The 26576-nt window shown below is 73.1% G+C and carries 25 protein-coding genes; 16 read left to right on the top strand and 9 right to left on the bottom strand.

Translation table 11 applies throughout. The features are described 5' to 3' along the window. Positions 1-42: 42 nt before the first annotated feature. The 5 genes from V6U81_RS24850 to V6U81_RS24830 all read left to right on the top strand — a co-directional run bounded on the left by V6U81_RS24850 (position 43) and on the right by V6U81_RS24830 (position 6304). Positions 43-2751, top strand: coding sequence for an MGH1-like glycoside hydrolase domain-containing protein (locus V6U81_RS24850; RefSeq protein ID WP_334492624.1), 2709 nt, complete (start codon positions 43-45; stop codon positions 2749-2751). A gap of 97 nt (positions 2752-2848) precedes the next feature. Further along, positions 2849-3547, top strand: coding sequence for an HAD family hydrolase (locus V6U81_RS24845; protein ID WP_334492623.1), 699 nt, complete (start codon positions 2849-2851; stop codon positions 3545-3547). Positions 3548-3569: 22 nt separating this feature from the next. Beyond that, the gene (locus V6U81_RS24840; RefSeq protein ID WP_334492621.1) at positions 3570-4358 is read left to right on the top strand and encodes a DUF4184 family protein; all 789 of its coding nucleotides are present in this window, start codon (positions 3570-3572) and stop codon (positions 4356-4358) included. Between the two features lie 469 nt (positions 4359-4827). Continuing rightward, positions 4828-5505 (top strand): L,D-transpeptidase family protein, encoded by a 678-nt coding sequence (locus V6U81_RS24835; protein ID WP_334492619.1) that lies wholly within the window; start codon positions 4828-4830, stop codon positions 5503-5505. 88 nt (positions 5506-5593) lie between these two features. After that, the gene (locus V6U81_RS24830) at positions 5594-6304 is read left to right on the top strand and encodes an AMIN-like domain-containing (lipo)protein (RefSeq protein WP_334492617.1); all 711 of its coding nucleotides are present in this window, start codon (positions 5594-5596) and stop codon (positions 6302-6304) included. 52 nt (positions 6305-6356) lie between these two features. Here V6U81_RS24830 and V6U81_RS24825 read toward each other — a convergent pair whose 3' ends face one another. The 4 genes from V6U81_RS24825 to V6U81_RS24810 all read right to left on the bottom strand — a co-directional run bounded on the left by V6U81_RS24825 (position 6357) and on the right by V6U81_RS24810 (position 8634). After that, complete coding sequence (locus V6U81_RS24825; protein ID WP_334492615.1) at positions 6357-6632, bottom strand: hypothetical protein; 276 nt, start codon at positions 6630-6632, stop codon at positions 6357-6359. Positions 6633-6679: 47 nt separating this feature from the next. Continuing rightward, on the bottom strand, positions 6680-7111 hold the full coding sequence (locus tag V6U81_RS24820) for a RusA family crossover junction endodeoxyribonuclease (protein ID WP_334492639.1): 432 nt from the start codon (positions 7109-7111) through the stop codon (positions 6680-6682). A gap of 213 nt (positions 7112-7324) precedes the next feature. Continuing rightward, positions 7325-8029 carry a VOC family protein gene (locus tag V6U81_RS24815; protein ID WP_334492613.1) on the bottom strand — a complete coding sequence of 235 codons (705 nt, stop codon included), beginning with the start codon at positions 8027-8029 and terminating at the stop codon, positions 7325-7327. A 26-nt stretch (positions 8030-8055) separates the two neighbouring features. Beyond that, positions 8056-8634: a DsbA family protein gene (locus V6U81_RS24810; protein ID WP_334492611.1), complete on the bottom strand. Its 579-nt coding sequence runs from the start codon at positions 8632-8634 to the stop codon at positions 8056-8058. A gap of 230 nt (positions 8635-8864) precedes the next feature. Here V6U81_RS24810 and V6U81_RS24805 point away from each other — a divergent pair, with 230 nt between their 5' ends. The 4 genes from V6U81_RS24805 to V6U81_RS24790 are packed head-to-tail and all read left to right on the top strand — an operon-like array spanning position 8865 to position 13258. Continuing rightward, complete coding sequence (locus V6U81_RS24805; protein WP_334492609.1) at positions 8865-10157, top strand: ABC transporter substrate-binding protein; 1293 nt, start codon at positions 8865-8867, stop codon at positions 10155-10157. 55 nt (positions 10158-10212) lie between these two features. Next, positions 10213-11208, top strand: coding sequence for a carbohydrate ABC transporter permease (locus tag V6U81_RS24800; RefSeq protein ID WP_334492607.1), 996 nt, complete (start codon positions 10213-10215; stop codon positions 11206-11208). 1 nt (position 11209) lies between these two features. Next, on the top strand, positions 11210-12043 hold the full coding sequence (locus tag V6U81_RS24795; RefSeq protein WP_334492606.1) for a carbohydrate ABC transporter permease: 834 nt from the start codon (positions 11210-11212) through the stop codon (positions 12041-12043). 9 nt (positions 12044-12052) lie between these two features. Further along, positions 12053-13258, top strand: coding sequence for an ABC transporter ATP-binding protein (locus tag V6U81_RS24790; protein WP_334492604.1), 1206 nt, complete (start codon positions 12053-12055; stop codon positions 13256-13258). Positions 13259-13328: 70 nt separating this feature from the next. On the opposite strand, the gene V6U81_RS24785 is transcribed toward V6U81_RS24790, so the two are convergent. Further along, positions 13329-14390 (bottom strand): winged helix DNA-binding domain-containing protein, encoded by a 1062-nt coding sequence (locus V6U81_RS24785; protein WP_334492637.1) that lies wholly within the window; start codon positions 14388-14390, stop codon positions 13329-13331. 171 nt (positions 14391-14561) lie between these two features. Next, the gene (locus tag V6U81_RS24780; RefSeq protein ID WP_334492603.1) at positions 14562-15284 is read right to left on the bottom strand and encodes a YsnF/AvaK domain-containing protein; all 723 of its coding nucleotides are present in this window, start codon (positions 15282-15284) and stop codon (positions 14562-14564) included. A gap of 176 nt (positions 15285-15460) precedes the next feature. On the opposite strand from V6U81_RS24780, the gene V6U81_RS24775 reads away from it, so the two are divergent. Genes V6U81_RS24775 through V6U81_RS24765 form a run of 3 tightly spaced genes read left to right on the top strand, consistent with a single transcriptional unit; the run spans position 15461 to position 17010 of the window. Beyond that, entirely contained in the window at positions 15461-15844 is a 384-nt protein-coding gene (locus V6U81_RS24775; RefSeq protein ID WP_334492602.1) for a hypothetical protein, read from the top strand. 45 nt (positions 15845-15889) lie between these two features. Next, positions 15890-16645 (top strand): HipA family kinase, encoded by a 756-nt coding sequence (locus tag V6U81_RS24770; protein WP_334492601.1) that lies wholly within the window; start codon positions 15890-15892, stop codon positions 16643-16645. Next, complete coding sequence (locus V6U81_RS24765; RefSeq protein ID WP_334492599.1) at positions 16642-17010, top strand: DUF3037 domain-containing protein; 369 nt, start codon at positions 16642-16644, stop codon at positions 17008-17010. The genes V6U81_RS24770 and V6U81_RS24765 overlap by 4 nt, the downstream gene beginning before the upstream one ends. A gap of 177 nt (positions 17011-17187) precedes the next feature. On the opposite strand, the gene V6U81_RS24760 is transcribed toward V6U81_RS24765, so the two are convergent. Next, entirely contained in the window at positions 17188-17676 is a 489-nt protein-coding gene (locus tag V6U81_RS24760; RefSeq protein WP_334492597.1) for a GNAT family N-acetyltransferase, read from the bottom strand. A gap of 85 nt (positions 17677-17761) precedes the next feature. On the opposite strand from V6U81_RS24760, the gene wrbA reads away from it, so the two are divergent. Then, positions 17762-18379, top strand: a complete 618-nt coding sequence (wrbA, locus tag V6U81_RS24755) for an NAD(P)H:quinone oxidoreductase (RefSeq protein WP_334492636.1) — start codon at positions 17762-17764, stop codon at positions 18377-18379. A 78-nt stretch (positions 18380-18457) separates the two neighbouring features. Here wrbA and V6U81_RS24750 read toward each other — a convergent pair whose 3' ends face one another. Continuing rightward, positions 18458-20383, bottom strand: a complete 1926-nt coding sequence (locus V6U81_RS24750) for an anthranilate synthase family protein (protein WP_334492596.1) — start codon at positions 20381-20383, stop codon at positions 18458-18460. Positions 20384-20649: 266 nt separating this feature from the next. Between V6U81_RS24750 and V6U81_RS24745 the strand changes: the two genes are divergently transcribed. The 3 genes from V6U81_RS24745 (at position 20650) to V6U81_RS24735 (ending at position 25118) form a co-directional block, all read left to right on the top strand. Next, positions 20650-22053: an FGGY family carbohydrate kinase gene (locus V6U81_RS24745; protein ID WP_334492594.1), complete on the top strand. Its 1404-nt coding sequence runs from the start codon at positions 20650-20652 to the stop codon at positions 22051-22053. Positions 22054-22152: 99 nt separating this feature from the next. Continuing rightward, positions 22153-24699, top strand: coding sequence for a sensor histidine kinase (locus tag V6U81_RS24740; RefSeq protein ID WP_334492593.1), 2547 nt, complete (start codon positions 22153-22155; stop codon positions 24697-24699). Next, a complete protein-coding gene (locus tag V6U81_RS24735; RefSeq protein ID WP_477463733.1) occupies positions 24699-25118 on the top strand; it encodes a roadblock/LC7 domain-containing protein in 420 nt (139 codons plus the stop codon). The genes V6U81_RS24740 and V6U81_RS24735 overlap by 1 nt, the downstream gene beginning before the upstream one ends. 53 nt (positions 25119-25171) lie before the next feature. Here V6U81_RS24735 and V6U81_RS24730 read toward each other — a convergent pair whose 3' ends face one another. Further along, entirely contained in the window at positions 25172-26548 is a 1377-nt protein-coding gene (locus V6U81_RS24730) for a GH1 family beta-glucosidase (RefSeq protein ID WP_420884078.1), read from the bottom strand. Positions 26549-26576: the final 28 nt, after the last annotated feature.

The following is a 26576-nucleotide window of genomic DNA, read 5'->3' as shown; positions in this document are numbered from 1 at the left end:
CTTTCCTCCTGTGGCCGCGGGGTGTAACACGCCACGACGACAATGACCCCTGTGGTGAAGTACCCGGGCGGCGTCGAAGATGTGCACGTGTTCACCGACAGATCGCCCTCCGACGCACCGTCCCCCGACGCCGAGCGGCTCCGGCTCGCCCAGGCAGATGCCGGGGAGCAGGACTGGCGCGCATGGGGTCCCTATCTGTCCGAGCGGGCGTGGGGGACGGTACGGGAGGACTACAGCGAGCACGGGACGGCATGGGACTACTTCCCCCACGACCACGCGCGGTCCAGAGCCTACCGGTGGAACGAGGACGGCATGGCGGGCGTCTGCGACGACAGGCAGACCTTCTGCTTCGCCCTCGCGCTCTGGAACGGCGAGGACCCGATCCTCAAGGAGCGGATGTTCGGCCTCGGCGGCGACGGCGGCAACCACGGCGAGGACGTCAAGGAGTACTGGTGGTACGAGGACTCCACCCCCACCCACTCCTGGATGCGCTGGCGCTACCACTACCCGCAGGCCGCCTTCCCGTACGACGAGCTGGTCGCCGTGAACGCGCTGCGTGGCCGGGACGACACCGAGTACGAGCTGGTGGACACCGGGATCTTCGACGACGACCGGTACTGGGCGGTCACCGTCGACTACGCCAAGGCCTCGCCCACCGACCTGTGCATGGTGGTCACCGTGGCCAACCGAAGTGACCGGGACGCCACCCTGCACGTGCTGCCCACCCTCTGGTTCCGCAACACCTGGGCCTGGGGGCTGCCCGGCACCGACCGGGTGCCCCGGCTGGTCGGCGAGGGCTCCCGGCTGGTCGGCGAGCACCGGGTGCTGGGCCAGCTCCTGCTCGAGGGCGACGGCGAGCCGACCCCGCTGCTCTGCGACAACGACACCAACGCCGAGCGGCTCTGGGGGCTGCCGGGGCGCTCGCCGTACCCGAAGGACGGGATCAACGACCACGTGGTGGCCGGCGCGGACACCGTCAACCCGGACCGGGAGGGCACCAAGGGCGCGCTGCACTACGTGCTGGACGTGCCGGCGGGCGGCCGGCGGCAGATCAGGCTGCGGTTGACCCGGACGGCGCCGCCGCCCGGCGGGACGGTCCCGCCCCCGGCGGACCTCGGCGACGGCTTCGACGCCGTGGTCTGGGCCCGGCGGGCCGAGGCGAACCGGTTCTTCGCCGACGTCATCCCGGCCGCGGCCAGCGCCGACGAGGCCCTGGTGGCCCGGCAGGCGATCGCCGGCCTGATGTGGGGCAAGCAGTTCTACCACTTCGACGTCAAGCGGTGGCTGGAGGGCGATCCGGGCTCGGCGCCGCCGCCGGCCGGGCGCCGGCACGGGCGCAACAGCGCCTGGTGGCACATGAACAGCTTCGACGTGATCTCCATGCCCGACCCCTGGGAGTACCCCTGGTACGCGGCCTGGGACCTGGCCTTCCACTGCGTCAGCATCGCCCGGGTCGACCCGGGCTTCGCCAAGGAGCAGCTGCTGCTCCTGCTCCGCGAGTGGTACCTGCACCCCAACGGCCAGATCCCGGCGTACGAGTGGGCGTTCGGTGACGTGAATCCGCCGGTGCACGCCTGGGCCGCGCTGAAGGTGTTCGAGATCGACGGCTCGTCCGACCACGAGTTCCTGGCTCGGGTGATGCACAAGCTGCTGCTCAACTTCACCTGGTGGGTCAACCGCAAGGACACCGGCGGCAACAACGTCTTCGAGGGCGGCTTCCTCGGGCTGGACAACGTCGGCCCGTTCGACCGCTCGGCGGCCCTGCCGGTGGCCGGGGTGCTGGAGCAGTCCGACGGCACCGGCTGGATGGCGATGTACGCGCTCAACATGCTGGACATGGCGATCGTGCTGGCCGAGCACGACCGGGCGTACGTGGACACCGCCACCAAGTTCTTCGAGCACTTCGCGTACATCGCCGCCGCCGCGTACGAGCAGGGCCTCTGGGACGACGAGGACGCCTTCTTCTACGACGTGCTGCGGCTGGCCGACGGCAGCCAGGTGCCGCTGAAGGTGCGCTCGGTGGTCGGGCTGCTGCCGCTGGCGGCCACCACCCGGCTCACCGCGAAGACCCTGCAACGCCTGCCCGAGCTGGGCGCCCGGCTGCGCTGGTTCCTCACCCACCGCCCCGAGTACGCCGACGTGATCGGCGCCCGCCGGCTCGGCTCGGACGGCCGGCAGCAGCGGCTGCTCTCCATGGTCGGCACCGAGCAGGTGACCCGGCTGCTGGCCCGGATGCTGGACACCGACGAGTTCCTCTCCGAGTACGGCCTGCGGACGCTCAGCCGGGCGCACCTGGACAAGCCCTTCGCGGTGACCCTCGGCGGGCAGGAGTTCTGCGTCGGGTACGAGCCGGCCGAGTCGACCAGTGGCCTGTTCGGCGGCAACTCCAACTGGCGCGGCCCGATCTGGATGCCGACGAACTTCCTGCTGATCAGCGCGCTGCGCGACTACGCCGCGTTCTTCGGCGACGACCTCCAGGTGGAGTACCCGACCCGGTCCGGCCGCAAGTGCAGCCTCGACGAGATCGCCGACGACCTCTCCGTCCGGCTGATCTCGCTCTTCACCCGGGACGGCTGGGGGAGACGCCCGATCTACGGCGCCGCGCAGCTCTTCCAGACCCACCCGGACTGGCGGGACCTGATCTCCTTCCCGGAGTACTTCCACGGCGACAACGGCGCCGGGCTGGGGGCGTGGCACCAGACCGGGTGGACCGCGCTGGTCGCCGACCTCATCCTCACCCTGCGCCGGTGACCGACCCGGCACCCGTCGCCGGCTCCGCGGAAACCGGGATGTGGCCGTCGCCCCGGCGCAGTAGCGTGGCCGGGCCGGCCGACCTGGGGAGGGACCGATGGCACAGCGTACGGACACCAAGGTGCTCGTCTTCGACGCCGACGACACGCTCTGGGAGAACAACGTCGTCTTCGAGCGGGTGATCGACGACTTCCTGGCGTGGCTGGACCACCCGACCCTGGACCGGGTCGAGATCCGGGCCGTGCTGGACGACATCGAGCGGGCCAACGCGGTCGTCCACGGGTACGGCAGCAAGGTCTTCCTGCGCAGCCTGGGGGAGTGCCTGGAGCGGCTGCGCGCCCGCCCGGCCACCGAGCGGGAGCGGCGGGAGATCGACGCGCTGGCCGCCGCGCTCGTCGCCCACCAGGTCGAGCTGATGCCCGGGGTCGCCGACACCCTCGACACCCTCGCCGGCCGGTACGACCTGCTGCTGCTGACCAAGGGCGACCGCGAGGAGCAGCAGCGCAAGCTCGACGCCTGCGGGCTGCTGCACCACTTCCGCGCCGCGCACGTGGTGCGGGAGAAGGATGCGGACACCTACCGGTGGCTGGCCGCCGAGCACGGCTTCGACCCGGGCGTCGCCTGGATGGTCGGCAACTCCCCGAAGTCCGACATCCTCCCGGCCCGGGCGGCCGGGATGCGGGCGGTGTTCATCCCGAACGACAACACCTGGGTGCTGGAGCACGACGAGGTGGACCCGGACGACGAGGGCGTGCTGCGGCTGGCCGGCTTCCCCGACCTGCTCCGACACTTCTGACCGGCCCGGTAACGTCCGGTTCGTGCCGCTGACGTTTCCCTCCCACCTGGCGCCGGTCCTGCCGCTGAAGCTGTGGCGACCGCACTGGTTCGACGGGGTGGCGCTGGCCACCGGCGCGGTCGCCCCGGACGTGGCGTACCTGGTCACCGGTACCCGGCTGGACCTCGGCGCCCGGACCCACACGGTGGGCGGGTTGATCTGGTGGTGCCTGCCGGTGGCGCTCTGCTACGCCTGGGCCGTCCGGCGTACGGTGGCCGGCATCGCCGTGCACCTGCCCGGCGCCCGGCTGTTCGGCTGGTTGGACCACGCCGCGCTGGGCAGCGTCCGCCACCCCTGGCAGGTGACCGTCTGCTCCGCGCTGATCGGGGCGGCCAGCCACGTCGCCTGGGACCGGGTGACCCATACCGACGGCTGGCTGCGGGCCCTGGGGGTGGACTTTCCCGCGGCCACCGGGATGTACTGGTGGTTCTTCGCCGACCTGGTGAGCACCGCGGTCGGCGGGCTGTTCGTGGTGGCCCTCGCGGTGCGGGCCGCCCGCCGGAGAGAGGTCTTCTCCGGCGTACGGCCGCCCGTGCCGCCGACCCGGCCGGTGGCCTTCTGGGGCGTGGCGCTGGCGGTCACCGCCGTCGGGGCGACCCTGCTGCCGGTGCTGCCGGCCGCCACGGTGCCGGCCCCCGCCGGGGTGCGGATGCTGCACCTGGCGGCGCTCGCGTTGATCGCCGGCGGGTGGGCGGCGAGCCCTGCGTCGGCCGGCCCGGAAGGCGATGCGTGGACGGGTCGCCTCGAGGAGAACCAGCGTCGCGCCGGCTGAGCGCGTTACGTCGAACTGCCGCAATTCAGGATTGCCGTCAATCACATTAATCCGGCTGCGGAAATGCTTGTCCGATGCTGCTCGGGATGCCTAATCTGGCCCCGCGTTCACCGCTCTTCGGGGTGAGTCGGGAACGCGCCGAAGTCCGGTAGTTGGGCACCGTGGAGCTGAGTGCAGGCGGGCCGGCTCGCCGTGCTGGGCCCGGCGTGGGCGGCGTGCCACGCCCGCCGCGCTCGCACAGGCGAATTCCGCTACCACGCCGGACGGCTGGCGGTCAGGACCGGGGAGTTGCGGACCCGGTCCTGACCCGCCATCCCACCGTTCACCGAAATCGATCTGTCTTCTCCACCGTTGCGGTAAAGCGTCGCCGACGTCTCTGGCGTTACATCGACCCGCCGTAATTGTGGCGGGAGATCCGTCACCATTTCCGGGACGCCGCGAAACGGGTCCGGGTGCGATCATCTCCGGAATGGAGACGACATCCTCGACCGGGCGGGGCCGGCCGCTTCCGCCGCCCAACCGGGCCTCTCGGCTGACCACCCTCCCCGCCGAGACCGGCCAGGTCGTCATCGTCACCGGCGACAGCTACAGCACGACGTACGCGACGCTGGAGACGTTCCACCGGGCCGGCGGGCGTTGGGTGGCCGTCTCGCCGCCACTGCCCGCGCGGATCGGCGCGAAGGGGTTCAGCGACAACCACGTCGAGGGGGTGGCCACCACGCCCACCGGTGTGTACTCCTTCGGCCCCACCATGTACGGCATCGGCGCGAACCCGGGCGTGCGCTTCCCGTACCACCAGGTCGTGCAGTACGACTGGTGGAACGAGAACCCGAACTCGGCGGCCTACAACAGCTTCCAGCACTCCACCACGAACCCGGGCGGCTACAGCGAGGCGCTGTGGCAGGAGGTTCCGGCGTACACCCACTTCGCGGTGATCACGTACAACATGGCGCCGAACGTGGCGACGCCGGTCCCGAACGCGGGCAGCGGCATCTTCCTGCACGAGTACAGCACCGCCGCCGGCAACGCGACCGCCGGCTGCGTCAGCATGTCGCACGCCAACCTGGTGTCGGTGCTGAAGTGGCTCGACCCGGCCCGCGCGCCGCGGATCGTGATGTGCCCGGCGCAGAACCTCGGCCGGTACTGACCGGGCCGGCCGGGATGCGGCGGGCGGTGCCGCCGGCAGGGGACCATCGCCTCTGACCCGGAGCCGCTCGCCGGTGCCAGACTGAGGTATGACACGTCAGCGCGTACCACTGCTCGCCAGCCTGGTCGTGCTGCTCGTGGCGGCCTGCTCGACCGGCCACGACGGCGCGACTCCCGCGTCCCCGACGACGACCGTGCCCTCCGCGGGCGCCAGCGCCAACGGGCCCGCCACCACCGGCCCGGCCACGACCGGACCTGCCACCACCGGCCCGGCCCCCGCCACCCGGACCGCGGCGCCGGGGGACTGGCACGTCACCTACGGCTGGGCGGTACCCACCAGCGCCGCCCGGGTCGGCCACGTCGTCCGCCCGCCGGTCAACCCACCGCCGGGGGAGCCGCTGCCGGTCCTCGTCGAGGTGCGGGTCGGCGACCACCCGGACGAGAACTTCAGCCGGATCACCTTCGCCTTCCGCGGCCCGACCCCCAGCTACGAGGTGGTGTACGTGGCCCGGGTGGAGCAGGACGGCAGCGGCGCGCCGGTCGACCTGCCGGGTACGGCCTTCCTCGCCGTCCGCTTCTCGCCCGCCCAGGCGCACGACAACAGCGGCGCCGGTACGGCGAGCCTGCCGCCCCGCGCCGTGGGCTACCCGACGCTGCGCGGTTGGGCCCCCGCCGGGGACTTCGAGGGCTACCTCACCTTCGGCCTCGGCCTAGGGGCCGGCGGGCTTCCGGTGCGGCTGGGGGAGTCCACCCGGCCCGACGGCACGCATGTGGTCTCGGTGGACGTCCGCCGGAGCTGACACGCACCGACCGCGCCGGCCTCAACGCCGGCGCGGTCGGATGTCGCGTGCCTCAGGAGGCCCCGCCGCGGACGATCGCCACCGCCACCCGGCAGAACTCGTCCATGTCCGGGTTGAACCCGGCGGCGATGTCCGGGTGCAGCCCGGCGCGGGTCTCGTCGAGCAGCCGCTGGCAGACCTGCTCGACCGGCTCGCCCGCGTAGCTGGCGCGGACCCGTTCGGTGGCCGCCTGCAGGGCCGACGTCAGCTGCTCCTCCAACGGGCCGCGCAGCTTCTGCTGCACAGGGTCCAGCCCGCTCGGGTCGAGCGTGACATGTGGCTCCGACATCGGCGCTCCCTTCGTCGGCGTCCGCGGTACCCCACCACGGGCGTCGGTCAAACCCCGGCGGGTACGGCGGCCACCCGCACCTGGTACGAGAAGTCCTCCGCGGGCTCCTCCACGTACGACAGCCGGCGGATCTGCCGGTCGTCGTCGTAGAGCGCGACGTCGACCAGGACACCGAGGTGGGCCAGGCCGATGTTGGCCACCCGCTTCTTGTCCTGGAGCACCGCACACACCCCGCCCAGCAGGGTGCTGGCGTCCGAGGTGCGGTGCCCGGGCGGGCAGCGCAGGGTCACGTCGACCTCGACCGGCCCGGCCAGCGGCGTCCAGCCGGTGCGCTGAGCCGCGGCACAGGCCGCCTGGAGCAGGGCGCGGACCCTCGTCGCCTGCCGGTGCCCGGCGGCGAAGATGGACAGCGCTTCGGTCTTGACCGGTGGCAGGCCGCTCACCTCGAATGTCAGGGCGAGAGCGCGGGTGTCCTGCACCACGGCAGCACCTCCTCGTTGGGGACGATCCTGCCCAACCGGTGGACCGGCAGAGGGGAGTTCCCGCGAGAACCAACCGATCGGGCGGGCCGGGCTGGCCGGAGGCGTATCGACAACGGCGGCGACGCGCTGGCTTGCGGAGCTCACCAAACGCTAATGGACGCGGCGGGCCCTGGGTAGCCCGCCACGCTCACCAGGTGGGATGGTGGCCAATCAGGCCGACGGTCGCGGCGCGAAGGCGCAGAACTCGTTGCCCTCCGGGTCGGCCAGCACCCACCAGTTGGCGTCGGCGGTCGGCTCACGCAGCAGGGTCGCCCCGGCGGCGATCAGCGCGGTGGCGTCCGGCCCGGTCAGGTCGACGTCCCAGTGCACCCGGTTCTTGACCCGCTTGCGCTCCGGCACCGGGTCGAAGACCCAGTAGTCCCAGGGAAAGCCGGCCGCCCCGACCACCGAGGCGTACCCCTCCTCGGTGGTCTCCACCGTGCCGCCGACCACCCCGGCCCACCAGGTGGCCTGGCGGACCGGGTCGGCGCTGTCGACCACCAGCTCGAACGGGCCGGGCCGGGCGCCCTCCCGGGGCGCGAACACGCAGAACTGGTTGCCCTCCGGGTCGGCCAGCACCCACCAGCTGACCTCGGCGTCCGGCTCGCGGACCAGCCGCGCGCCCGCGGCGAGCGGCGCCGCCGGACCCGGACCGGCCAGGCGCAGGTCGAGGTGGACGCGGGTCTTGCCGGTACGCGGCTCGGGCACCGAGTTGACCCAGATCGACTCCGGGCCGGCCCCACCCGGCCGGGGATCGACCCGGAAGTCCCCGTCGCCGGTGTCGACCACCTCCCCGCCCAGGATCCGGGCCCAGAAGTCGGCCAGCGAGCGGGCGTCGGCGGCGTCCATGCAGAGGTCCTTGAAACGCGCGATCATCCGGACATCATGCCGGCCGCACCGGCTCAGCGGCGACCGCGCTTGATCTCGTGGAAGGAAGGCATCCGCAGCAGCGGCACCAGCGAGTCCCAGAGGACCAGCGCGTCGTCGGCCCCCGGCACCTCGGTCACGATCGGCCCGTGGATGCCGCGTTCGGCGCCGGGCACCATCAGCACCGGCGAGCCGATGTCCGGCCCGGCGGACGCGTACGACAGGGCGTGCGAGGCGCGTACCGCCTCGTCCCAGCGCTCGTCGTCGAGGGCCGCCGCCGCGTCGCCCAGGCCGGCCGCCTCGACGGCCGCGGTCACGGCCCCGGCGGAGAGCGGGTTGCCCACGTCGTGGGTGCGCGCGCCCAGCTCCGTGTAGAAACGGCCGGCGTCGTCGGCGCGGCCCTGCGCGCGCAGGGCCTCCACCAGCCGCAGCGCCCGGTTCGACGCGGTCATCGCGTCGGCGAACTGCGGTGGCACGTTGCCCTCGTTGAGGATCGACAGGCTGAACGCCCGCCACTCGACGCTCAGCCCGCGTGCCTCGGCGACGGCGACCAGCCAGCGCGAGGTACGCCAGGTCCACGGGCAGGCCGGGTCGAAGAAGAAAGTGGCATCCATCGGCCGAGCCTAGGGGGCCGCAGGCCGTCCCGCAGCGGCGTGATCCACACCACATCGCCGGTCGACCATCACGTTTCGTGTCCGGAAGGTTTCACGACTTCCCAGCTCGGGCACTGTTGCCGCACGAAACGCCCGGGCGGTACGGATTTCCGCCGGTTCCCGGGCCGTCTCGCCGTGCACCGGGGCACGGGTGCCTTCCCCCGGTTCTCGCCGAAGAAAGGGGGAGGGCGATGACGACAGACCCCGAAGCGGTCCGACATCGGCGTGGGCCCGGTGCCCGGGTCGGGGCGGCGCTTGCCGCGCTGACTCTGGTCGCGCCGCTGGCCGCGTGCGGTACCGACGGTGGTGGCGGCGGCACGCCGACGATCAACCTGTACTACCCACCGGAGCAGAACCTGCAAAAGGTGGTCGACGACTGCAACACCCAGGCCCAGGGGCGCTACAAGATCGTCTACCGGGTGCTGCCCCGGCAGGCCGACGACCAGCGGGTGCAGCTGGTCCGCCGGCTCGCCGCCCAGGACACCGGGATGGACGTGCTCGGCCTCGACGTCACCTGGACCCAGGAGTTCGCCAGCGCGGACTGGATCCGCGAGTGGACCGGCCAGGACAAGGCCGAGGTGGAACAGGGCACCCTCGCGGGCCCGCTGGACACCGCCCGCTACGAGGACAAGCTCTACGCCGCGCCCAAGAACACCAACGTGCAGCTGCTCTGGTACCGCAGCGACCTGGTGCAGCAGGCGCCGAAGACCTGGGACGACATGATCTCCGCGGCCCAGGACCTCAAGGGGCAGGGCAAGCCGTACCAGGTGCTCACCATGGGCGCCCAGTACGAGGGCCTGGTCGTCCTCTACAACACCCTCGCGGAGAGCGCCGGCGGCAAGATCCTCAGCGACGACGGCAAGCAGGCCGTGATGGACGCCGGCACCGTCAAGGCGCTCGACCAGCTCAAGCGGTTCGCCACGTCGGGCGTGACCTCGACGTCGTTCAGCAACGCCACCGAGGACCCGGTCCGGCTGGAGTTCCAGTCCGGCACCGGCGCCTTCCAGGTCAACTGGCCCTTCGTCTACCCGGCGTTGCAGGAGGCCGACCCCGAGCTGGCCAAGAAGGTCAAGTGGGCGGCGGTCCCGGGCATCGACGCGAACACCCCGAGCAAGGTCACCATCGGCGGGGTGAACATGGCGGTCAGCACCTACTCGAAGCACCCGACCGAGAGCTTCGAGGCGGCCCGCTGCATCCGCAACGAGAAGAACCAGAAGTTCTCGGCGATCAACGACGGCGTCCCGCCGACCATCGAGAAGGTCTACGACGACCCGGAGATGGCCGAGGCGTACCCGATGAAGCAGACCATCCTCGAGGAGCTCAAGGAGCCGGCGGTGCGACCGCTGACCCCGGCGTACCAGAGCATCTCGACGGTGATGTCGGCGATCCTCTCGCCGCCCTCGGCGATCAGGCCGGAGCAGACCGCCGACGAGCTGCGCGACGCCATCTCCGACGCCCTCCAGTCCAAGGGGGTCCTGCCGTGAGCGCGAGGAGTGAGCCGATCTTGCGAGCCCCGCAGTCGCGAAAGAAGGTCGCACCGTGAGCATCAACGCCACTCCCGCCGGCGCGGACGTCGCCGCCGAGGCCGAGCGCCCCGGCGGACGGCACGCGGCCGTGCCGACCCAGCGGGCCGGTCGCCGGGGCCGGGCCCCGCTGAGCGAGAACAAGAAGGCCGAGCGTCGGCTGGGCTGGCTGCTCTGCGCCCCGGCCGCGCTGGTCATGGTGCTGGTCACCGCGTACCCGATCCTCTACTCGATCTGGCTCTCGCTCCAGCGCTTCGACCTGCGCTTCCCCGACCAGCGCGAGTTCATCGGGCTGGAGAACTACGCGACTGTGCTGACCAACCAGTTCTGGTGGACGGCGTTCGGCGTCACCATGCTGATCACGGTGGTCACTGTCGCGATCGAGCTGGTGCTCGGCATGGGACTGGCGCTGATCATGCACCGGACCCTGGTCGGCCGGGGGATCGTCCGCACCGCGGCGCTGATCCCGTACGGCATCGTCACGGTCGTCGCCGCCTTCTCCTGGCGGTACGCCTGGACCCCCGGCACCGGCTACCTCGCGAACCTCTTCGACGGCAGCGCGCCGCTGACCGAGCGGGCCAGCTCGCTGGCGATCATCATGCTGGCCGAGATCTGGAAGACCACGCCGTTCATGGCGCTGCTGCTGATGGCCGGGCTGGCGCTGGTCCCGGAGGACCTGCTCAAGGCCGCCTCCACCGACGGGGCGACCGCCTGGCAGCGGTTCACCAAGGTGATGCTGCCGGTGATGAAGCCGGCCATCCTGGTCGCGCTGCTGTTCCGCACGCTCGACGCGTTCCGGGTCTTCGACAACATCTTCGTGCTGACCGCGGGCGGCAACGAGACCTCGTCGGTGTCGATGCTCGCCTACAACAACCTGATCCGGGGTCTCAACCTCGGCATCGGCTCCACGATGTCGGTGCTGATCTTCATCACCGTGGCGATCATCGCCTTCGTCTTCGTGAAGCTGTTCGGTACCGCTGCCCCGGGCAGCGACGACGGGGAGAGGCGCTGACATGGCCGAAACCACCAACCGGGCGAAGCTGCGCTGGGGCCTGCTGGACGTCATCGTGGTCGTCTTCGCGCTGATCCCGGTGCTCTGGATCGCCTCGCTGTCGTTCAAGACCCCGGCCACCCTCGCCGACGGGAAGTTCTGGCCGCGGGAGTGGACGCTGGACAACTACCGGACGATCTTCGACACCGACCAGTTCGTCCGGGCCCTGGCCAACTCGATCGGCATCGCGCTCATCGCCACCCTCATCGCGGTGGTGCTCGGCGCGATGGCCGCGTACGCGATCTCCCGGCTGGACTTCCCCGGCAAGAAGCTGCTGGTCGGGGTCTCCCTGCTGATCGCGATGTTCCCGCAGGTGTCGCTGGTGTCGCCGCTGTTCGAGATCGAGCGGCAGCTCGGCCTCTTCGACACCTGGCCGGGGCTGATCCTGCCGTACATCACCTTCGCGCTGCCGCTGGCGATCTACACGCTGTCGGCGTTCTTCAAGCAGATCCCGTGGGACCTGGAGAAGGCCGCGAAGATGGACGGCGCCACCCAGGGCCAGGCGTTCCGGCGGGTCATCGCCCCGCTGGCCGCACCGGGGCTGTTCACCACGGCGATCCTGGTCTTCATCTTCTGCTGGAACGACTTCCTCTTCGCCATCACGCTCACCTCGACCGAGCGGGCCCGCACGGTCCCGGTGGCGCTGTCGTTCTTCACCGGCGAGTCGCAGTTCGAGGACCCCACCGGGGCGATCTGCGCCGCCGCCGTGGTGATCACCATTCCGATCATCCTGTTCGTGCTCTTCTTCCAGCGCCGCATCGTCTCCGGCCTGACCTCCGGCGCAGTCAAGGGATAGGTGGTAGTCGTGGCTGACATCGTGCTCGACAAGGTGAGCAAGCGGTTCCCGGACGGAACCGTGGCGGTGCAGGACATCGATCTGGAGATCGGTGACGGCGAGTTCGTCATCCTGGTCGGCCCCTCGGGCTGCGGGAAGTCCACCACCCTCAACATGATCGCCGGGCTGGAGGACATCAGCTCCGGCGAGCTGCGGATCGCGGGGCAGCGGGTCAACGACAAGGCCCCCCGGGACCGGGACATCGCCATGGTCTTCCAGTCGTACGCGCTCTACCCGAACATGACCGTCCGGGAGAACATGGCCTTCCCGCTGCGGCTGGCGAAGATGGACAAGGCCGCCATCGACCAGAAGGTCGAGGAGGCGGCGAAGGTCCTGGAGCTGACCGCCCTGCTCGACCGCAAGCCGGCCAACCTCTCCGGCGGCCAGCGTCAGCGGGTGGCGATGGGCCGGGCGATCGTGCGGCAGCCCAAGGCGTTCCTGATGGACGAGCCGCTGTCCAACCTGGACGCCAAGCTGCGGGTGCAGATGCGCACGGTGGTGTCCCGGCTGCAGAAGCAGCTCGGCACCACCACGGTCTACGTGACCCACGACCAGACCGAGGCGATGACCCTCGGCGACCGCGTGGTGATCATGCGGGGCGGCGCGATCCAGCAGGTCGGCCCGCCGCAGGAGCTCTACGACCACCCGCGCAACCTCTTCGTGGCCGGATTCATCGGCTCGCCGTCGATGAACTTCCTGCACGCCGCGGTGGAGGACGGCCGGTTGCGGACCGCCCTCGGCGACGTGCCGATCGGCGAGCGGATCCGGCGCGAGCTGGAGGCCGGCGACGCGCCCCGCGAGCTGATCCTCGGCATCCGCCCGGAGCACTTCGAGGACGCGGAACTCGTCGACGACGACACCCGCCGCCGGGGCCTGGAGTTCGAGGCGCCGGTGGAGATCGTGGAGTCGATGGGCTCGGACAAGTACGTCTACTTCACCATCGAGGGCCAGAAGGCCACCGCCGCCGAGCTGGAGGAGCTGGCCGCGGACGCCGGGGCCGACTTCAGCGGCGGCGGCGCCAGCCTGGTGACCCGGCTGTCGGCGGAGTCGCCGGTGGCCGAGGGCCAGAACCGGCGGGTCTGGTTCAACCTCGAGAAGATCCACCTGTTCGACCCGTCCACCGGGCGGAACCTGACCCTGCACGAGGGTCGTTCGGCGGGCGCGCTCGCCGACTGACCATGATCGACGCGAAGGGCTGGTGGCCGTGCGCCACCAGCCCTTCGCGCGTCTGCCATCCGACGGGACGTCACCAGGAGTGGCGAAGAGGCATGCCGAGGAACTGCGCGTAGCCGTCCAGGGCCGCCGTGACCCGGCTGCGCAGCGCGGCGTCGAAATCGACGAGCGGTTGCACCGTCGCCACCGCCCGGGCCCGGCCGATGGTCCGCGTCCAAGTGGCCACCACCCGCCCGCCGCGCACCACCGTGGAGCGGAAGACGCCGTTGTTGCCCGGCACCACCGCCTGCCGGTGAGCCGGATCGAGCATCAGCGTGCGGTCCTTGTAGCCGAGCAGATACTCGTCGAAGCCGGGCAGGGTGAGCACGTCGTCGAGGGCGGCGCGAGGGGCGTCGAGCAGGGCCGGGTCGAGCAGCGCCTCCACCCCGTCGACCCGCACGACGGCCAGGTCGTCGCCGGCGATCGCGATGGCCCGCTTCGCGTCGGCGGCGGTCAGCCCGGTCCAGCCGGCGAAGTCCTGCCGGGTGGTGGGCCCGTGGCTGCGGAAGTAGCGCCGGGCCAGGATGGCCAGGGCCTCGTCGCGCTCCGGGCGGTGCGGGTCGGGGACCCACTCGTCGAGCCGGGCGAAGGTCTGCTCGGTGCCGACGTGCGGGGCGATGCAGGTGACGCCGCGCTGGCTGGCGTACCAGAGCAGGTGGTAGCCGCGCTGCCCGGTCGTCTCGATGCCGGCCGCGGTGAGCGCGGCCAGGCACTCGGCCCGCGTGAGCCGGCCGCCGCCGGCGAGCGCCGCGCCGAGCACGTCGGCCGCCCGGTCGGCCTCGACCTCGGTCAGCCCCAGCGCGGCCCGGCGGGCCGCCACCCCGGCCAGCGCGCGCACCCCGGTCAGCGCCAGCATCCAGTGCGCGTCCCGCGACGGTACGAGGTGCACGGTGCCCCGCATCGGCCAGGTCCGCAGCGCCTCCCGACGCTCCAGCGCCGCCCGCACGTCGACCTGGGTACGCCCGGGCAGCCGGACGCCCAGCGACCACAGCCCGCTCGCCGCGTCCTGGGCCTGCATCGCGCCGAACCACTCGACCACCCCGGCGACGCCCTCGGGACGCGCCACCGGGTGCGGACGCAGCAGCAGGCTCGTCATCCGCAGCGCGAGCGCCTCGTCGCCGGTCAGCTCCGTCACGGGCACGCCCCTCCGTCCGGGTGTCCCGGCCAGCCTAGGGGAGCCCTGTGACAGTCCAGCCGCGACACCGCCGGGCGGACGGGCTCACGCCCGTCCGCCCGCCGTCCACGACCGGGGGCGCGGAAGGCCGCGTCAGCGGCGTCGCCGTGCCGGTTCCGGCACCTGCGCGTCGACCTGCTCCCGGCGCACCTGGGCGTCGACCGGCTGCTCCTCGACCACCTCGTCCTTGGTCAGGCGCACCCGCTCCACCGGGACCTGCTCCTTGCCGACCACGGGCCGCTCGGCGCGCAGCTCCATCTCGCGCTGCTCGTCACCGATCTGCGCCCGGGTGTCACCCCGGTTCGCCGCGGTGATCGGCTCGCGCACGACGCTGACCTCGTCATGCTCCACCGGCACCGTGGTGTGCACGTTCTCGGTGACGACGTGCTTGCGCAGCTGCGCCACGCCGGCCGGCTCGCTCTCGGTGCCGACCTGCAGCCGCTCCTCGGAGCGGACCAGTTCCGGGCCGCCCGGCCTGCGCTGCGACGGGCCGGCCTGCTGCTCCAGCCGGTAGTGCCGGTAGAGCTGGGAGAGCTGCTCGTTGCTGAGCGGCTCCTCGGTGCCCGCGTCCACGGTCGGCGCGCTGCCCACGGTCGCCTTGTCGTACGGCACCGACAGCCGGCCCTCGCGCATGCCGGCTCCGGCGAGCGGGGCCATGGCCTCGTGGTGGCCCATGGTGCCCGTCGCGACGCTGACCCAGGTGGGCTCGCCGGCGGCGTCGGCCCAGATCTGGCTCACGCTGCCGATCTTCGCGCCCGACCGGTCCTGGACGTCCTGCCCGTACAGAGCGGCGATCTGCTGCTCGGTCATTCGCATGGTTCGTCCTTCCTCTCGCGGGGTCACGACACGGCTACCCGACGGGCCGGAGCCCATTCGTTCGCCCGACCCCGGGTCGGGCGGAGGGCGGTCGGATGCCGCCCGGGGACGCATAGGTGCCGAGACAACGGGGATGCGAGCGCGTCCCACCGTCGCGAGGAATGCGAGGTCCCGACATGACCGCGTCCAGCGAGCCGGCCGGGAGGTCCGGCGGCCGGCCGGCGCGCACCGGCACCCCCGCCAAGACCAGCGCGGCGGCGACCTTCGCCCTGGTGTTCGGGGTGGCCGCCCTGCTCAGCGTGCTGAGCGCCATCCTCGCCTGGATCGGCCTGATCCTCGGCATCATCGGCGTGGTGCTGGGGCTGGTGGGGCTGAAGATGAGCCGTCGGCCCGGGGTGACCGGGCGCGGCGTGGCGATCGGCGGGCTGGTCCTCAGCGCGCTCGCCGTGCTGCTCGGACTGGCCCTCGCCGCCGGCATCAGCACCTTCGTCAACAACCAGGGCGCGGTGGACCGCCTCCAGCAGCAGGTGGACGACCTGCGGGACAAGCTCAACGACTGACGCCCGACGGGGGTCGTTCCGGTGGCCGTGACTAGGGTGGGCGACGTGCTCCGTCAGGTCACCGGTATCCGGTACGTCACCCCGCTGCGCGAGGGCGGCTCGCTGCCCGGCGTCGTGGAGGCGGACGACCTCGGCACCTACGTGGCGAAGTTCTCCGGGGCGGGGCAGGGCCCCAAGGCGCTGGTCGCCGAGGTGATCTGCGGCGAGCTGGGCCGGCGGCTCGGGCTGGCCGTACCCCGGCTGGTGGTGCTCGACATCGACCCGGTGATCGGTCGGGCGGAGCCCGACGAGGAGGTGCAGGAGCTGCTGCGCAACAGCGGCGGCCCCAACCTCGGCATGGACTTCCTGCCCGGGGCCCTCGGCTACGATCCGGTCGCGCACCCGGTGGACGCGGCGCTCGCCTCGCGGGTGCTCTGGTTCGACGCGTACACCGAGAACGTCGACCGTAGCTGGCGCAACCCGAACCTGCTGGTCTGGCACCGCGAGCTCTGGCTGATCGATCACGGCGCCACGCTCTACTTCCACCACAACTGGCCGCGCGCCGAGGCGGCGGTGGGCCGGGCCTACCGGGCCGACGACCACGTCCTCGGCCCGTTCGCCACCGAGCTGGCCGCCGCGGCCGCGGAGCTGTCCCCGCGGATCACCCGGGAACTGCTCACCGAGGTGTTGTCACTGGTCCCGGAGGCATGGTTGACCGGCCCCGACTTCGACTCCGCCGACGCGGCCCGCGCCGCGTACGTCGAGCACCTGGTCCGCCGGGCAGACCGCGCCGCGGAGTGGCTGCCCGGGGGTGCGGCATGAGGACCCCCTTCGAGTACGCGGTGATCCGGCTGATGCCCCGGGTCGAGCGGGGTGAGCTGATCAACGTCGGCGTCCTGCTCTACTGCCAGCAGCGGGACTTCCTCGGCGCGCGTACCCATCTGGACTCCGCGCGGGCCCGCGCGCTCGCCCCGGACCTGGACCTGCTGGAGGTCGCCGCGGCGCTGGGCTCCTGGGACCGGACCTGCGGCGGGAACGGGCCGGCGCACCGGATGAGCCTCGGGGAGCGGTTCCGTTGGCTGGCCGCGCCGCGCAGCACGATGATCCAGGCCGGGCCGGTGCACACCGGGCTGACCGCGGATCCGGCAGCCGACCTGGACCGGTTGGTCGACACCCTGGTTCGCTGAGGCGGACCCCGATCGCGCTACGCCGGCGGTGCCGGCGGAGCGCGATCCCCCGAACAGGCCCCCGCTGCCGGCGGTCCCCGCCGCCGCCACCAGTGCGACCAGGATCCCGCCCGCACCCCGTCGCGGTGCCGCTGCGGCGGGGAACTTGCGCAAATCTTGAGCAGTCGGCGGAGCCGTTCACAGCCGGCGGTGCATCACCAGCAGGTCCACCAGCCCCTCGGTGGGGTGGCGGAAGGCCTCCGGCACCCGGCCGACCACCTCGAAGCCGAGCGACCGCCACAGCGCGACGGCCCGGGTGTTCGTCGCCACCACCGCGTTGAACTGCATCGCCTGGTAGCCGTCGGCGCGGGCCAGGTCGAGCACGTGGTCGCCGAGCGCCCGGCCGACGCCCCGGCCGGCCGCGGCCGGCGCCACCATGAAGCTCGCGTTGGCCACGTGGTCGCCCGGGCCGGCCTGGTTCGGCACCAGCTTCGCCGACCCGAGGACCGTGCCGTCCGGGTCGACCGCGACCACCGTCCGCCCGGGCGGGGCCACCAGCCACTGCTGGCGGGCCCGCTCCTCGTCGACGTCACGCGGCCAGGTGTACGTCTCCCCGGCGGCGACGATGTCGCGCAGGAAGGGCCAGATGCCCGGCCAGTCCGCGTCGGTGGCCGCCCTGATCTCCACCGGCCGAGCATGCCACGGCCGCCGTTTGACGCGACAAGTAACGGGTAGTCGCCGGAGCTGATCCGAAATGAGGAGGAACATGACGATGGACGGTCAGGTCAAGGTAGCGGTCATCTACTACAGCGCGACCGGTATCACCTACCAGATGGCGCAGGCGGCCTGCGAGGCCGCCGGCGAGGCGGGGGCCGAGGTGCGCCTGCGGAAGGTACGCGAGCTGGCGCCGGAGGAGGCGATCCGGTCGAACTCCGGCTGGCAGGCCCATCACCTGGAGACGCAGGACGTGATGGAGGCCCAGCTCGACGACCTCTCCTGGGCCGACGTGGTGATCTTCGGCTCGCCCACCCGGTACGGCATGATCGCCGCCCAGCTCAAGCAGTTCATCGACACCAGCGGCCCGCTCTGGGCCCAGGGCGCCCTGGCCAACAAGATCTACGCGGGTTTCACCTCGACGGCCACCTCGCACGGTGGCCAGGAGTCCACCCTGCTGTCGATGTTCACGATCTTCTACCACTGGGGCGGGATCGTGGTGACCCCCGGCTACACCGACCCGAGCCAGTTCACCGCGGGCAACCCGTACGGCGCGTCGCACACCAGCAACAACGGCGAGACCGCGCCGGACGACATCGCGCTCAAGGCCACCGCGCTGACCGCCCGCCGGGCGGTGCAGATGGGCGCCGCGTTCAAGAAGGGCATGGCCTCCTGACCTCTGCCGTTGCCGTAAGGGCGACCGGCGGTCGGGCGGAGGCTTTCGACCCGTCCGGACCACCGGTCGCCCTCCGCCCTACCCCCGATCCGGAGAGGCATGCGCCGCCAGCGGTCGGGCCGGGTCCGCCAGCAGGTGCCCGAGCAGGTCCGCCAGGACCGCCATGCCGTCCCGGCTGAGCACCGACTCGGGGTGGAACTGCACCCCGGCGACGCCCCGCCCGCGCAGCGCGTGCACCGCCCCGTCGGCCGGGTCGCGGGCCAGCTCCACCGGGCCGTACGGGGTGCCGACCCGGTCCGCGCCGGCCCGGGCGGTGAAGGTGGAGTAGAAGCCCACCCGCCGGGGCGTGCCGAAGACCGGCACCTCCCGCTGCAACCCCTGGTACGGCGCATCCCGGCGGTGCAGCGGCAGGCCCAGCAGCCCGCAGAGCAGCTGGTGGCCGAGGCAGACCGCCAGCGTCGGCAGGCCCGCGTCGAGCCGCCCGGCCAGCAGCGCCCGCAGCGCCGCCATCTTCGGCTCGGTCACCCGGTTCGGGTCGCCCGGGCCGGGTCCCACCACCACCAGGTCGTACCGGTCCACCGGGCCCGGGTTCCGCCACGGCCGGACGTCCACGGTCAGGCCGAGCGCGCCGAGCTGGTGGGCGAGCATCCCGGTGAAGGTGTCCTCGCCGTCCACGATGAGCGCCCGCCGGCCGGTCAGCCCGGGCAGGACGGTCGCCCCGGGCGCCCGCTGGTCCAGCCAGAACCGGGCCAGCGGGGTGTTCCGGTCGGCGAGCAGCGCGCGTACCTCGGGGTCGTCGGCGAGGCGTACCGCCGGACCGGCGCCGGCCGCCGGCGCCTGCGGGCCCAGGCCGAGCGCGGCGAGCACCCCGGCGGCCTTGGCGTGCGTCTCGGCGACCTCGCCCGCCGCGCTGGAGTGCCGCACCAGGGTCGCCCCGACCGGCACCCGCAGCTCCCCGGCGGGGGAGATCTCCGCCGTCCGGATCAGGATCGGCGCATCCAGCGTCTGCCGCCCCTGCGCGTCGCGGCCCAGCAGCGCCAGCACTCCCGAGTAGTAGCGTCGTCCGGTCCGCTCGTGCCGGGCGATCACCCGGCAGGCGTTCTCCATCGGGCTGCCGGTCACCGTGGGGGCGAACATCGTCTCCCGCAGCACCTCCCGCACGTCCCGCGAGCCCCGCCCGGCCAGCAGGTACTCGGTGTGCGCCAGGTGCGCCATCTCCTTCAGGTACGGCCCGACCACCTGGCCGCCGTGCTCGGCGACGGTGGCCATCATCTTCAGCTCCTCGTCGAGGACCATGTACAGCTCCTCGACCTCCTTGGGGTCGCGCAGGAAGCGCAGCAGCTCGTCCCGATCGGCGGCGGCGCCGGTGTGCCGGAAGGTGCCGCTGATCGGGTTCATCATCACCAGGCCGTCGTCGACACTGACGTGCCGTTCCGGGCTCGCCCCGACCAGGATGCGGGTCCCGGTGTGCACCAGGAACGTCCAGTACGCGCCCCGCTCGCCGCCTAGCAGCCGGCGCAGCGCGGCCAGCCCGGCCCGCAGCGGCGGGCCCTGCACGGTGGCCCGCAGGGTGCGGTGGATGACGAAGTTGGCCCCCTCGCCGTGCCCGATCTCCTCGGCCAGCACCCGCTCGACGATGCCCGCGTACTCGTCGTCGCCGACGTCGAAGCCGGCGCCGGTGGTGACCACCGGCGCGTCCGGCAGGGCGTCGAGCGCGTCGGCCAGGGCGACCCGGTCGTGCCCGGTGATCTCCAGGTACTCCAGCGGCGTGCCGTCGTCGCGGCAGTCGAAGCCCCGTTCGGTGATCTGCCGGTACGGCACCAGGGCCAGCGTGCCGGGCCCGGCGGCGACGTCCGGGACGGGCAGGTCGGCCAGCCGGTCGGCGACGTGTACCGGACCGGTGAAGAGGTCCAGGTGGTCGGCGCCCTCCCGGCGGACGAGCGCGAACGGGCCGGGATCGGCGCCGCGGGCGACGGCGGCGAGCAGGTCGAGCGGGCGGGTCATCGGGTCTCCTCCGGGGCCGTGCCGACCGGCGGGGCGGCCCGGGAGCCGGGGAGAGACCGGCGACCGCCTCGTCGGGCGGCCGCGTGGGTGAAGCTACGCGCGGGGAGTGGCCGCCGGGTCGGCGGGCCACCAGCAGGACAGATGCGCGAGCATGCAGACACCCTACGCGGGCCCCGCCCGGCGCGGAAGCGGTTGCCCGACACCGGTGCCGCGGCGCCCACCGATCGAGGCTTCACCGGCCCGGTTGCCGGGTACCGTGACCGGCGATGAACATTCTCGCTCTCGACCTGGGAACCTCCTCGGTACGCGGACTGGTGCTCGACGCCGACGCCGCACCGCTGCCGGGGGCGCTGGCCCGGCGCAAGGTGCGGCTGAGCGTCGACGACGACGGCGCCGGCACCCTCGACGCCGCCGGCTACCTGGCCTGCCTCGTCGAGTGCGTGGACGAGCTGGCAGCGGCGGGCCGCCTGCGCGACGTGGGCCTGGTCGCGGTCTCCGCGCAGTGGCACTCGATGGTGCCGCTCGACGGCGCGGGCGCCCCGCTCGGGCCGGTGCTGACCTGGATGGACACCCGGCCGGAGCCGCCGGCCGGAGCGCGGGGCCCGGCCGAGCCGGACGCCTTCCACCAGCGCACCGGGGCCTGGTGGCACCGCTGCTACTGGTCGGTCCGGCTGCCCTGGCTGCGGGCGCGCGCCGGGACCCCGCCCGCGAGGTTCGCCGGCCTGGTCGAGTACGTCCTCGGCGAGCTGCTCACCGCCGCGCCGATGTCGGTGTCGATGGCGTCCGGCACCGGGCTGCTCGACCTGCGCACGCTGGAGTGGGACGCCGAGGCCTGCGAGCTGGCCGGCAGCCGCCGGGGCGAGCTGCCTGAGCTGGCCCCGATGGACTGGCGCGGCCGGCTGCGACCGGAGCACGCCCGGCGCTGGCCGCAGCTGGCCGGCGCGGACTGGTCGGCGCCGGTCGGCGACGGGGCCGCCTCCAACGTCGGCTCCGGCTGCGTAAATTCCCGGCGGGCCGCGGTGACCGTGGGCACCTCCGCGGCGGTGCGCCTGGTGCAGCGGCTCCCCGCCGGCCAGGAGCTGCCGCCGCTGCCCGAGGAGCTCTGGCGCTACCGGGTGGACCACCAGCACGTCGTCACCGGCGCCGCCTACTCCTGCGGCGGCAACCTGTTCGCCTGGGCCAAGCGGGAGCTGCGGCTGCCCGAGCGGGCCGAACTGGAGGCCGCGCTGGCCCGGATCCCGCCGGACGGCGGCGTCCCGACCAATCCCCGGCTCGGCGGTGACCGGCCGCCCGGCCTGGCGCCGGCCGGAGCCGGGGAGCTGAGCGGCCTGAGCTTCGCCAACACGGCGGTGGACATGCTGGCCGGCCTGATGACCGGCCTGTGCCGGATGGTCGCCGACGACCTGGTGGTGCTGGAGTCCACGGTGGACGTCCCGGTCGAGGTGGTGCTGGGCGGGGGAGCGATGAGCGCCTCGGCGTGGTGGCGCTCAGCCTTCGCGACGGCGCTCGCCCCCCGACCGGTACGCCACCGGGCGGAACCGGAGATCGGTGCCACCGGCGCCGCGCTGGTGGCGTTGGGCCGGGTCGCCGAGGCGGGCCGGCTCGTCGACAGCGGACCCACGGCGCAGGACACACCGCCGGCCGCCGCCGGGCGCCGGCCGACCTCCTGACCGTTCGCTCAGGCCGTCCCGTTGACACAGCTCCCGGGCCTGGTTGGATGGAGCCCGCTCCCCGACGAAGGTGAGCGGGGGACCGAGGAGGCAGGTGTGGTGGCAGCTCCCGAACTGGACCGGGACGCGGAGTCGCACCGTCGCAACCGGTTCGACGAGACGGTGATGCCGCATCGGCGGCGGTCACCGCTGCGGTTGCGGGACTGGCGGATGCGGACCAAGCTCGCCACCGTCCTGGTCATCCCGACGGTGGCCTTCCTGGTGCTGGCCGGGGTGCAGACCACGGGCCTGGTCGGGCGGACCACGGCACTGAGCGACTTCGCCCGGCAGGTCGGCATCGGCCGGCAGATCACCACCGCGATCGACCGCCTCCAGCAGGAGCGGGACCGGTCGGCGGGTGAACTGGCCGACCTGCGCCGGGCCGACCGGACCGCCGACCGGGACGCGGCGGCCGCCGCGCTGAAGCCGTTGCAGGCCGCCACCGACCAGGCCTTCGGTGAGCTGCGCACGGCCGCCGGGCCGCTGGCCGACGCCGACGCGGCCTGGCGGGTCGCGTACGCCGAGGCGCTGGAGGCGTACGACCAGGTGGTCTACATCCGGGCGGCGATCCCGCCGGCGGTGCTCAACAGCGACACCATCCTCAGCAACTACCACCGCAGCGTCGAGGCGCTGCTCAAGCTGCTGGCCGAGCCGACGCCGGGGGAGGAGCACCCGGAGCTGACCGACGCGGTGCTGCGGTACGTGCAGCTGGCCCGGGTCAAGGAACTGTCGTCCCGCATCCGCGGCCAGCTCTACCAGGCCTCCCGTGCCGGCCGGTACGACCTCGACGACCCGATCACGCTGGCCGACCTGCGGGCCCAGCAGCTCGCCGCGCTGGGCGCCTTCCGGGTCGCCGCGAGCGACCGGCAGGTCGAGCTCTACGACCGCACGTCGCGCGACGCCGCCTTCGTCACGGCCGCCAAGCTGGAGGAGAAGAGCCTGCCCAGCGGCACCGCCCAGCCGGCGGTGCTGCCGGCGCCACAGTGGTGGGCGGCCAGCGAGGACCGGCAGGAACTGCTGCGCCAGCTGGAGACGCAGGTGCTCGACGACGCGGTGGCCCAGGCCGACGAGGTCAGCGGCGACCAGCTGCGGGCCACCCTGCTGGTGGTCGGCGGCATCCTGGTGGTGCTGGGGCTGGCCGTCCTGCTGGCCCTGCTGATCGGCCGGTCCATCGCCAACTCCATGCAGCTGCTGCGCGGCCAGGCCCTACGGATCGCGCAGATCGAGCTGCCGCACGCCCTGGATCGGCTCCGGGCGGTCAACGGCGGCGTGCCCACCATCGACGTGGCGCCCGCCGTGGTCCGCTCGCTCGACGAGATCGGTGAGCTGGCCGAGGCGTTCGTCGCCGTGCACCGCAGCGCGGTCAGCGTCGCGGTCGAACAGGCGGAGACCCGCCGTACCGTCAACGCGATGTTCGTCAACCTGGCCCGGCGCAGCCAGGTGCTGGTCGAACGGCAGCTGGAGCTGCTCGACGACCTGGAACGGGAGGAGGCCGACCCGGACCAGCTGGAGAACCTGTTCAAGCTGGACCACCTGGCCGCCCGGATGCGCCGTAACGACGAAAGCCTGCTGGTGCTGGCCGGCACCGAGTCCACCCGGCGGTGGAACCGACCGGTGAGTCTCGGCGCGGTGCTGCTCGCCGCGAGCGCCGAGATCGAGCAGTACCAGCGGGTCCGCCACGAGTCGGTCGCCGACCTGCACGTGGTCGGGCACGCCGTCGGCGAGCTGGTGCACATGCTGGCCGAGCTGCTGGAGAACGCGACCGCGTTCTCCCGGCCGGACACCCTGGTCCGGGTGACCGCCCGGGCCGAGGGGGGCGGGGCACTGGTGGAGATCGTCGACCAGGGGCTCGGCATGAGTCCGACCGCCCTGGAACAAGCCAACGCCGTGCTGGCGGCCCCGCCGGCGGCGGACGTCTCCGCGTCCGAGCGGATGGGTCTGTTCGTGGTCAGCCACCTCGCCGCCCGGCACGGCGTCCGGGTCCGCTTGGCCGGCGCGGGCGAGGGCCTGATGGCCCGGGTCCTGCTCCCGGCCACGCTGCTCGCCCAGGCCCCGGCACCGGAGCTGGACCAGCCGGCCTCGCCGCGGATGCTCACCACGGCGGTCGCCGGGGCCACCCGGCCCGGCGCGCCGCCCCGCCCGGCCGTGCCGATGCAGCGGGCCGAGCTGCCGGTGGCCGGCCGGCGACCCGATCCAACGCCGCCGCCCGCCGCGCCCCGCCCGCTGCCGGTCCGCGCGGAGGACGTGCTGAGTACCGCCGGGCCCGACCCGGTGGCGACCGGCGGTGGCTGGTGGTCCCCGCAGGGACCCGCGCCGGACGCGCCGGTGTCGACCCCGGGCACGACGCCCGTGCCGCCGCCGATGCCGGTGACGGCCGGCACCAACGACCGGGGTCTGCCGGTACGGGTGCCGATGGCCCAGCTCTCCGCGGTCACCGAGCCGGCGCGCCCCGAGGCGGCGGGGCCGGCCCGGGTCGACCCGGACCCGGACGCGGTCGGTGGGATGCTGTCCCGGCTCTACAGCGGCGTGCGCCGCGCGGAGGCCGAGGAAACGACGGAGATAGCCTTGCCGCCGGCCGGTGTACGCAGTGAAGGGGGACGACAGTGATGACGTTGAGCCAGGAGGCGCGGGACCTGAGCTGGCTGGTCAACGCGTTCGCGGAGCGGGTGCCGGGGGTGGCCCACGCGGTGGTCGTCTCCTCGGACGGGTTGCTGGTGGCGACCTCGGCCCACCTGCCCCGCGACCACGCGGACAAGTTGGCCGCGGTGACCTCCGGCCTGATGAGCATCACCGCCGGCGCGGCGCAGATGTTCGACGGGGACGTGGTGAAGCAGACGGTCGTCGAGATGGGCCGCGGCTACTTCCTGGTCATGCAGATCCGCGACGGTTCGATCCTGGCCACCCTGGCCGGGTCGGAGGCCGACATCGGCGTGGTGGGCTACGAGATGGCCCGGCTGGCCAAGCAGGCCGGCGAGATGCTGACCCCGGCGCTGCGCGCGGAGTTGCAGCAGGCACTGCCGCGCTGACCCCGGCCGGGCCGGACCGCCCCCACGCGGTCCGGCCGGTACGGCCGGTGGCTCTACAGCCCGTTGGCCCGGATCACCTGCCGGTACCAGTGCGCGCTGCGCTTGGGGACGCGGCGCTGGGTCGGGTAGTCCACGTAGACCAGTCCCCAGCGCTGGTCGTACCCCTCGGCCCACTCGAAGTTGTCCAGTAGCGACCAGACGTGGTAGCTCTCCAGCGGCACGCCGTCGGCGATCGCCCGGTGGGCGGCGGCGAAGTGGTCCCGCAGGAAGGCGATCCGGCCGGCGTCGTCCACGGTGCCGTCCGCGTCGAGGGTGTCCGGGCAGGGCAGGCCGTTCTCGGTGACGGTGATCGGGATGCGGCCGTAGTCGCGGGTGACCCGGGTCAGGATGTCGTACATCCCGTCGGGGTAGATCTGCTGCCAGTCCGCCTCCGAGGTGGGCCAGCGCTGGACGGTGCCGCCGGCGGCGGTGACGTAGATCGGCGTGTAGTACTGCACGGCCAGCAGGTCGACCGGGCTGGAGATCAGCTCCAGGTCGCCGTCGCGGATGCCGCGGGCCATCCGGCTGCTCGGGCCGAGGTCGGCCAGGACGTCCGCCGGATAGGCGCCGGTGAGGACGGAGTCCAGGTAGAGGCGGTTCTCGTACCCGTCGTAGAGCCGGGTGGCGGCGGCGGCCTCGGCGGTGTCGTCGGCCGGGTAGCAGGGGTGCAGGTTGAGCGCCGGGCCGATCCGGGCGGCGGAACCGGTGGCGCGCAGCGCGCGGACGGCCAGCCCGTGGGCGAGCTGGAGGTGGTGGGCGACCAGGTACGCGGCGTCCGGGTCCTGTCGGCCGGGCGCGTGGTGCCCCCAGAGGTAGCCGTTCTGTACCACGGTCTTGGGCTCGTTGACGGTCAGCCAGACCGGCACCTGGTCGCCGAGGCCACGGAAGACGGCGTCGGCGTAGTCGGCGAAGCGGTACGCGGTGTCCCGGTTCTCCCACCCGCCGGCGTCCTGGAGGGCCTGCGGCAGGTCCCAGTGGAACAGGGTGACCATCGGGGCGATGCCGCGCTCGTGCAGGCCGTCGACGAGCCGCCGGTAGAAGTCCAGCCCGCGCTGGTTGGGCGCGCCGGTGCCGTCGGCCTGGATCCGGGGCCAGGAGATGGAGAAGCGGTAGCTGCGCAGCCCGAGGTCCCGCATGAGGTCGAGGTCGGCGGCCCAGCGGTGGTAGTGGTCGGCGGCCACGTCGCCGGTGTCGCCGTTGCGGGTGCGGCCGGGCGTACGGCTGAAGGTGTCCCAGATCGACTCGCCCCGGCCGTCCTCCTTGGCGGCGCCCTCGATCTGGTACGCCGAGGTGGCGGCGCCCCAGCCGAAGCCGGCCGGAAAGCGCAGCCCGGCCGGGGCGGGGTCGGCGGTCGGCTCGTCGGCCGGCGGGCCGTCGCAGCCGGCGGCCAGGCTGCCGGCCGTGGCCACGGCGGCTCCG

Origin of the sequence: Micromonospora lacuserhaii (genome assembly GCF_036902735.1) — a bacterium.
GTDB lineage: Bacteria > Actinomycetota > Actinomycetes > Mycobacteriales > Micromonosporaceae > Micromonospora.
This window is presented reverse-complemented; position numbering and strand designations above follow the sequence as displayed.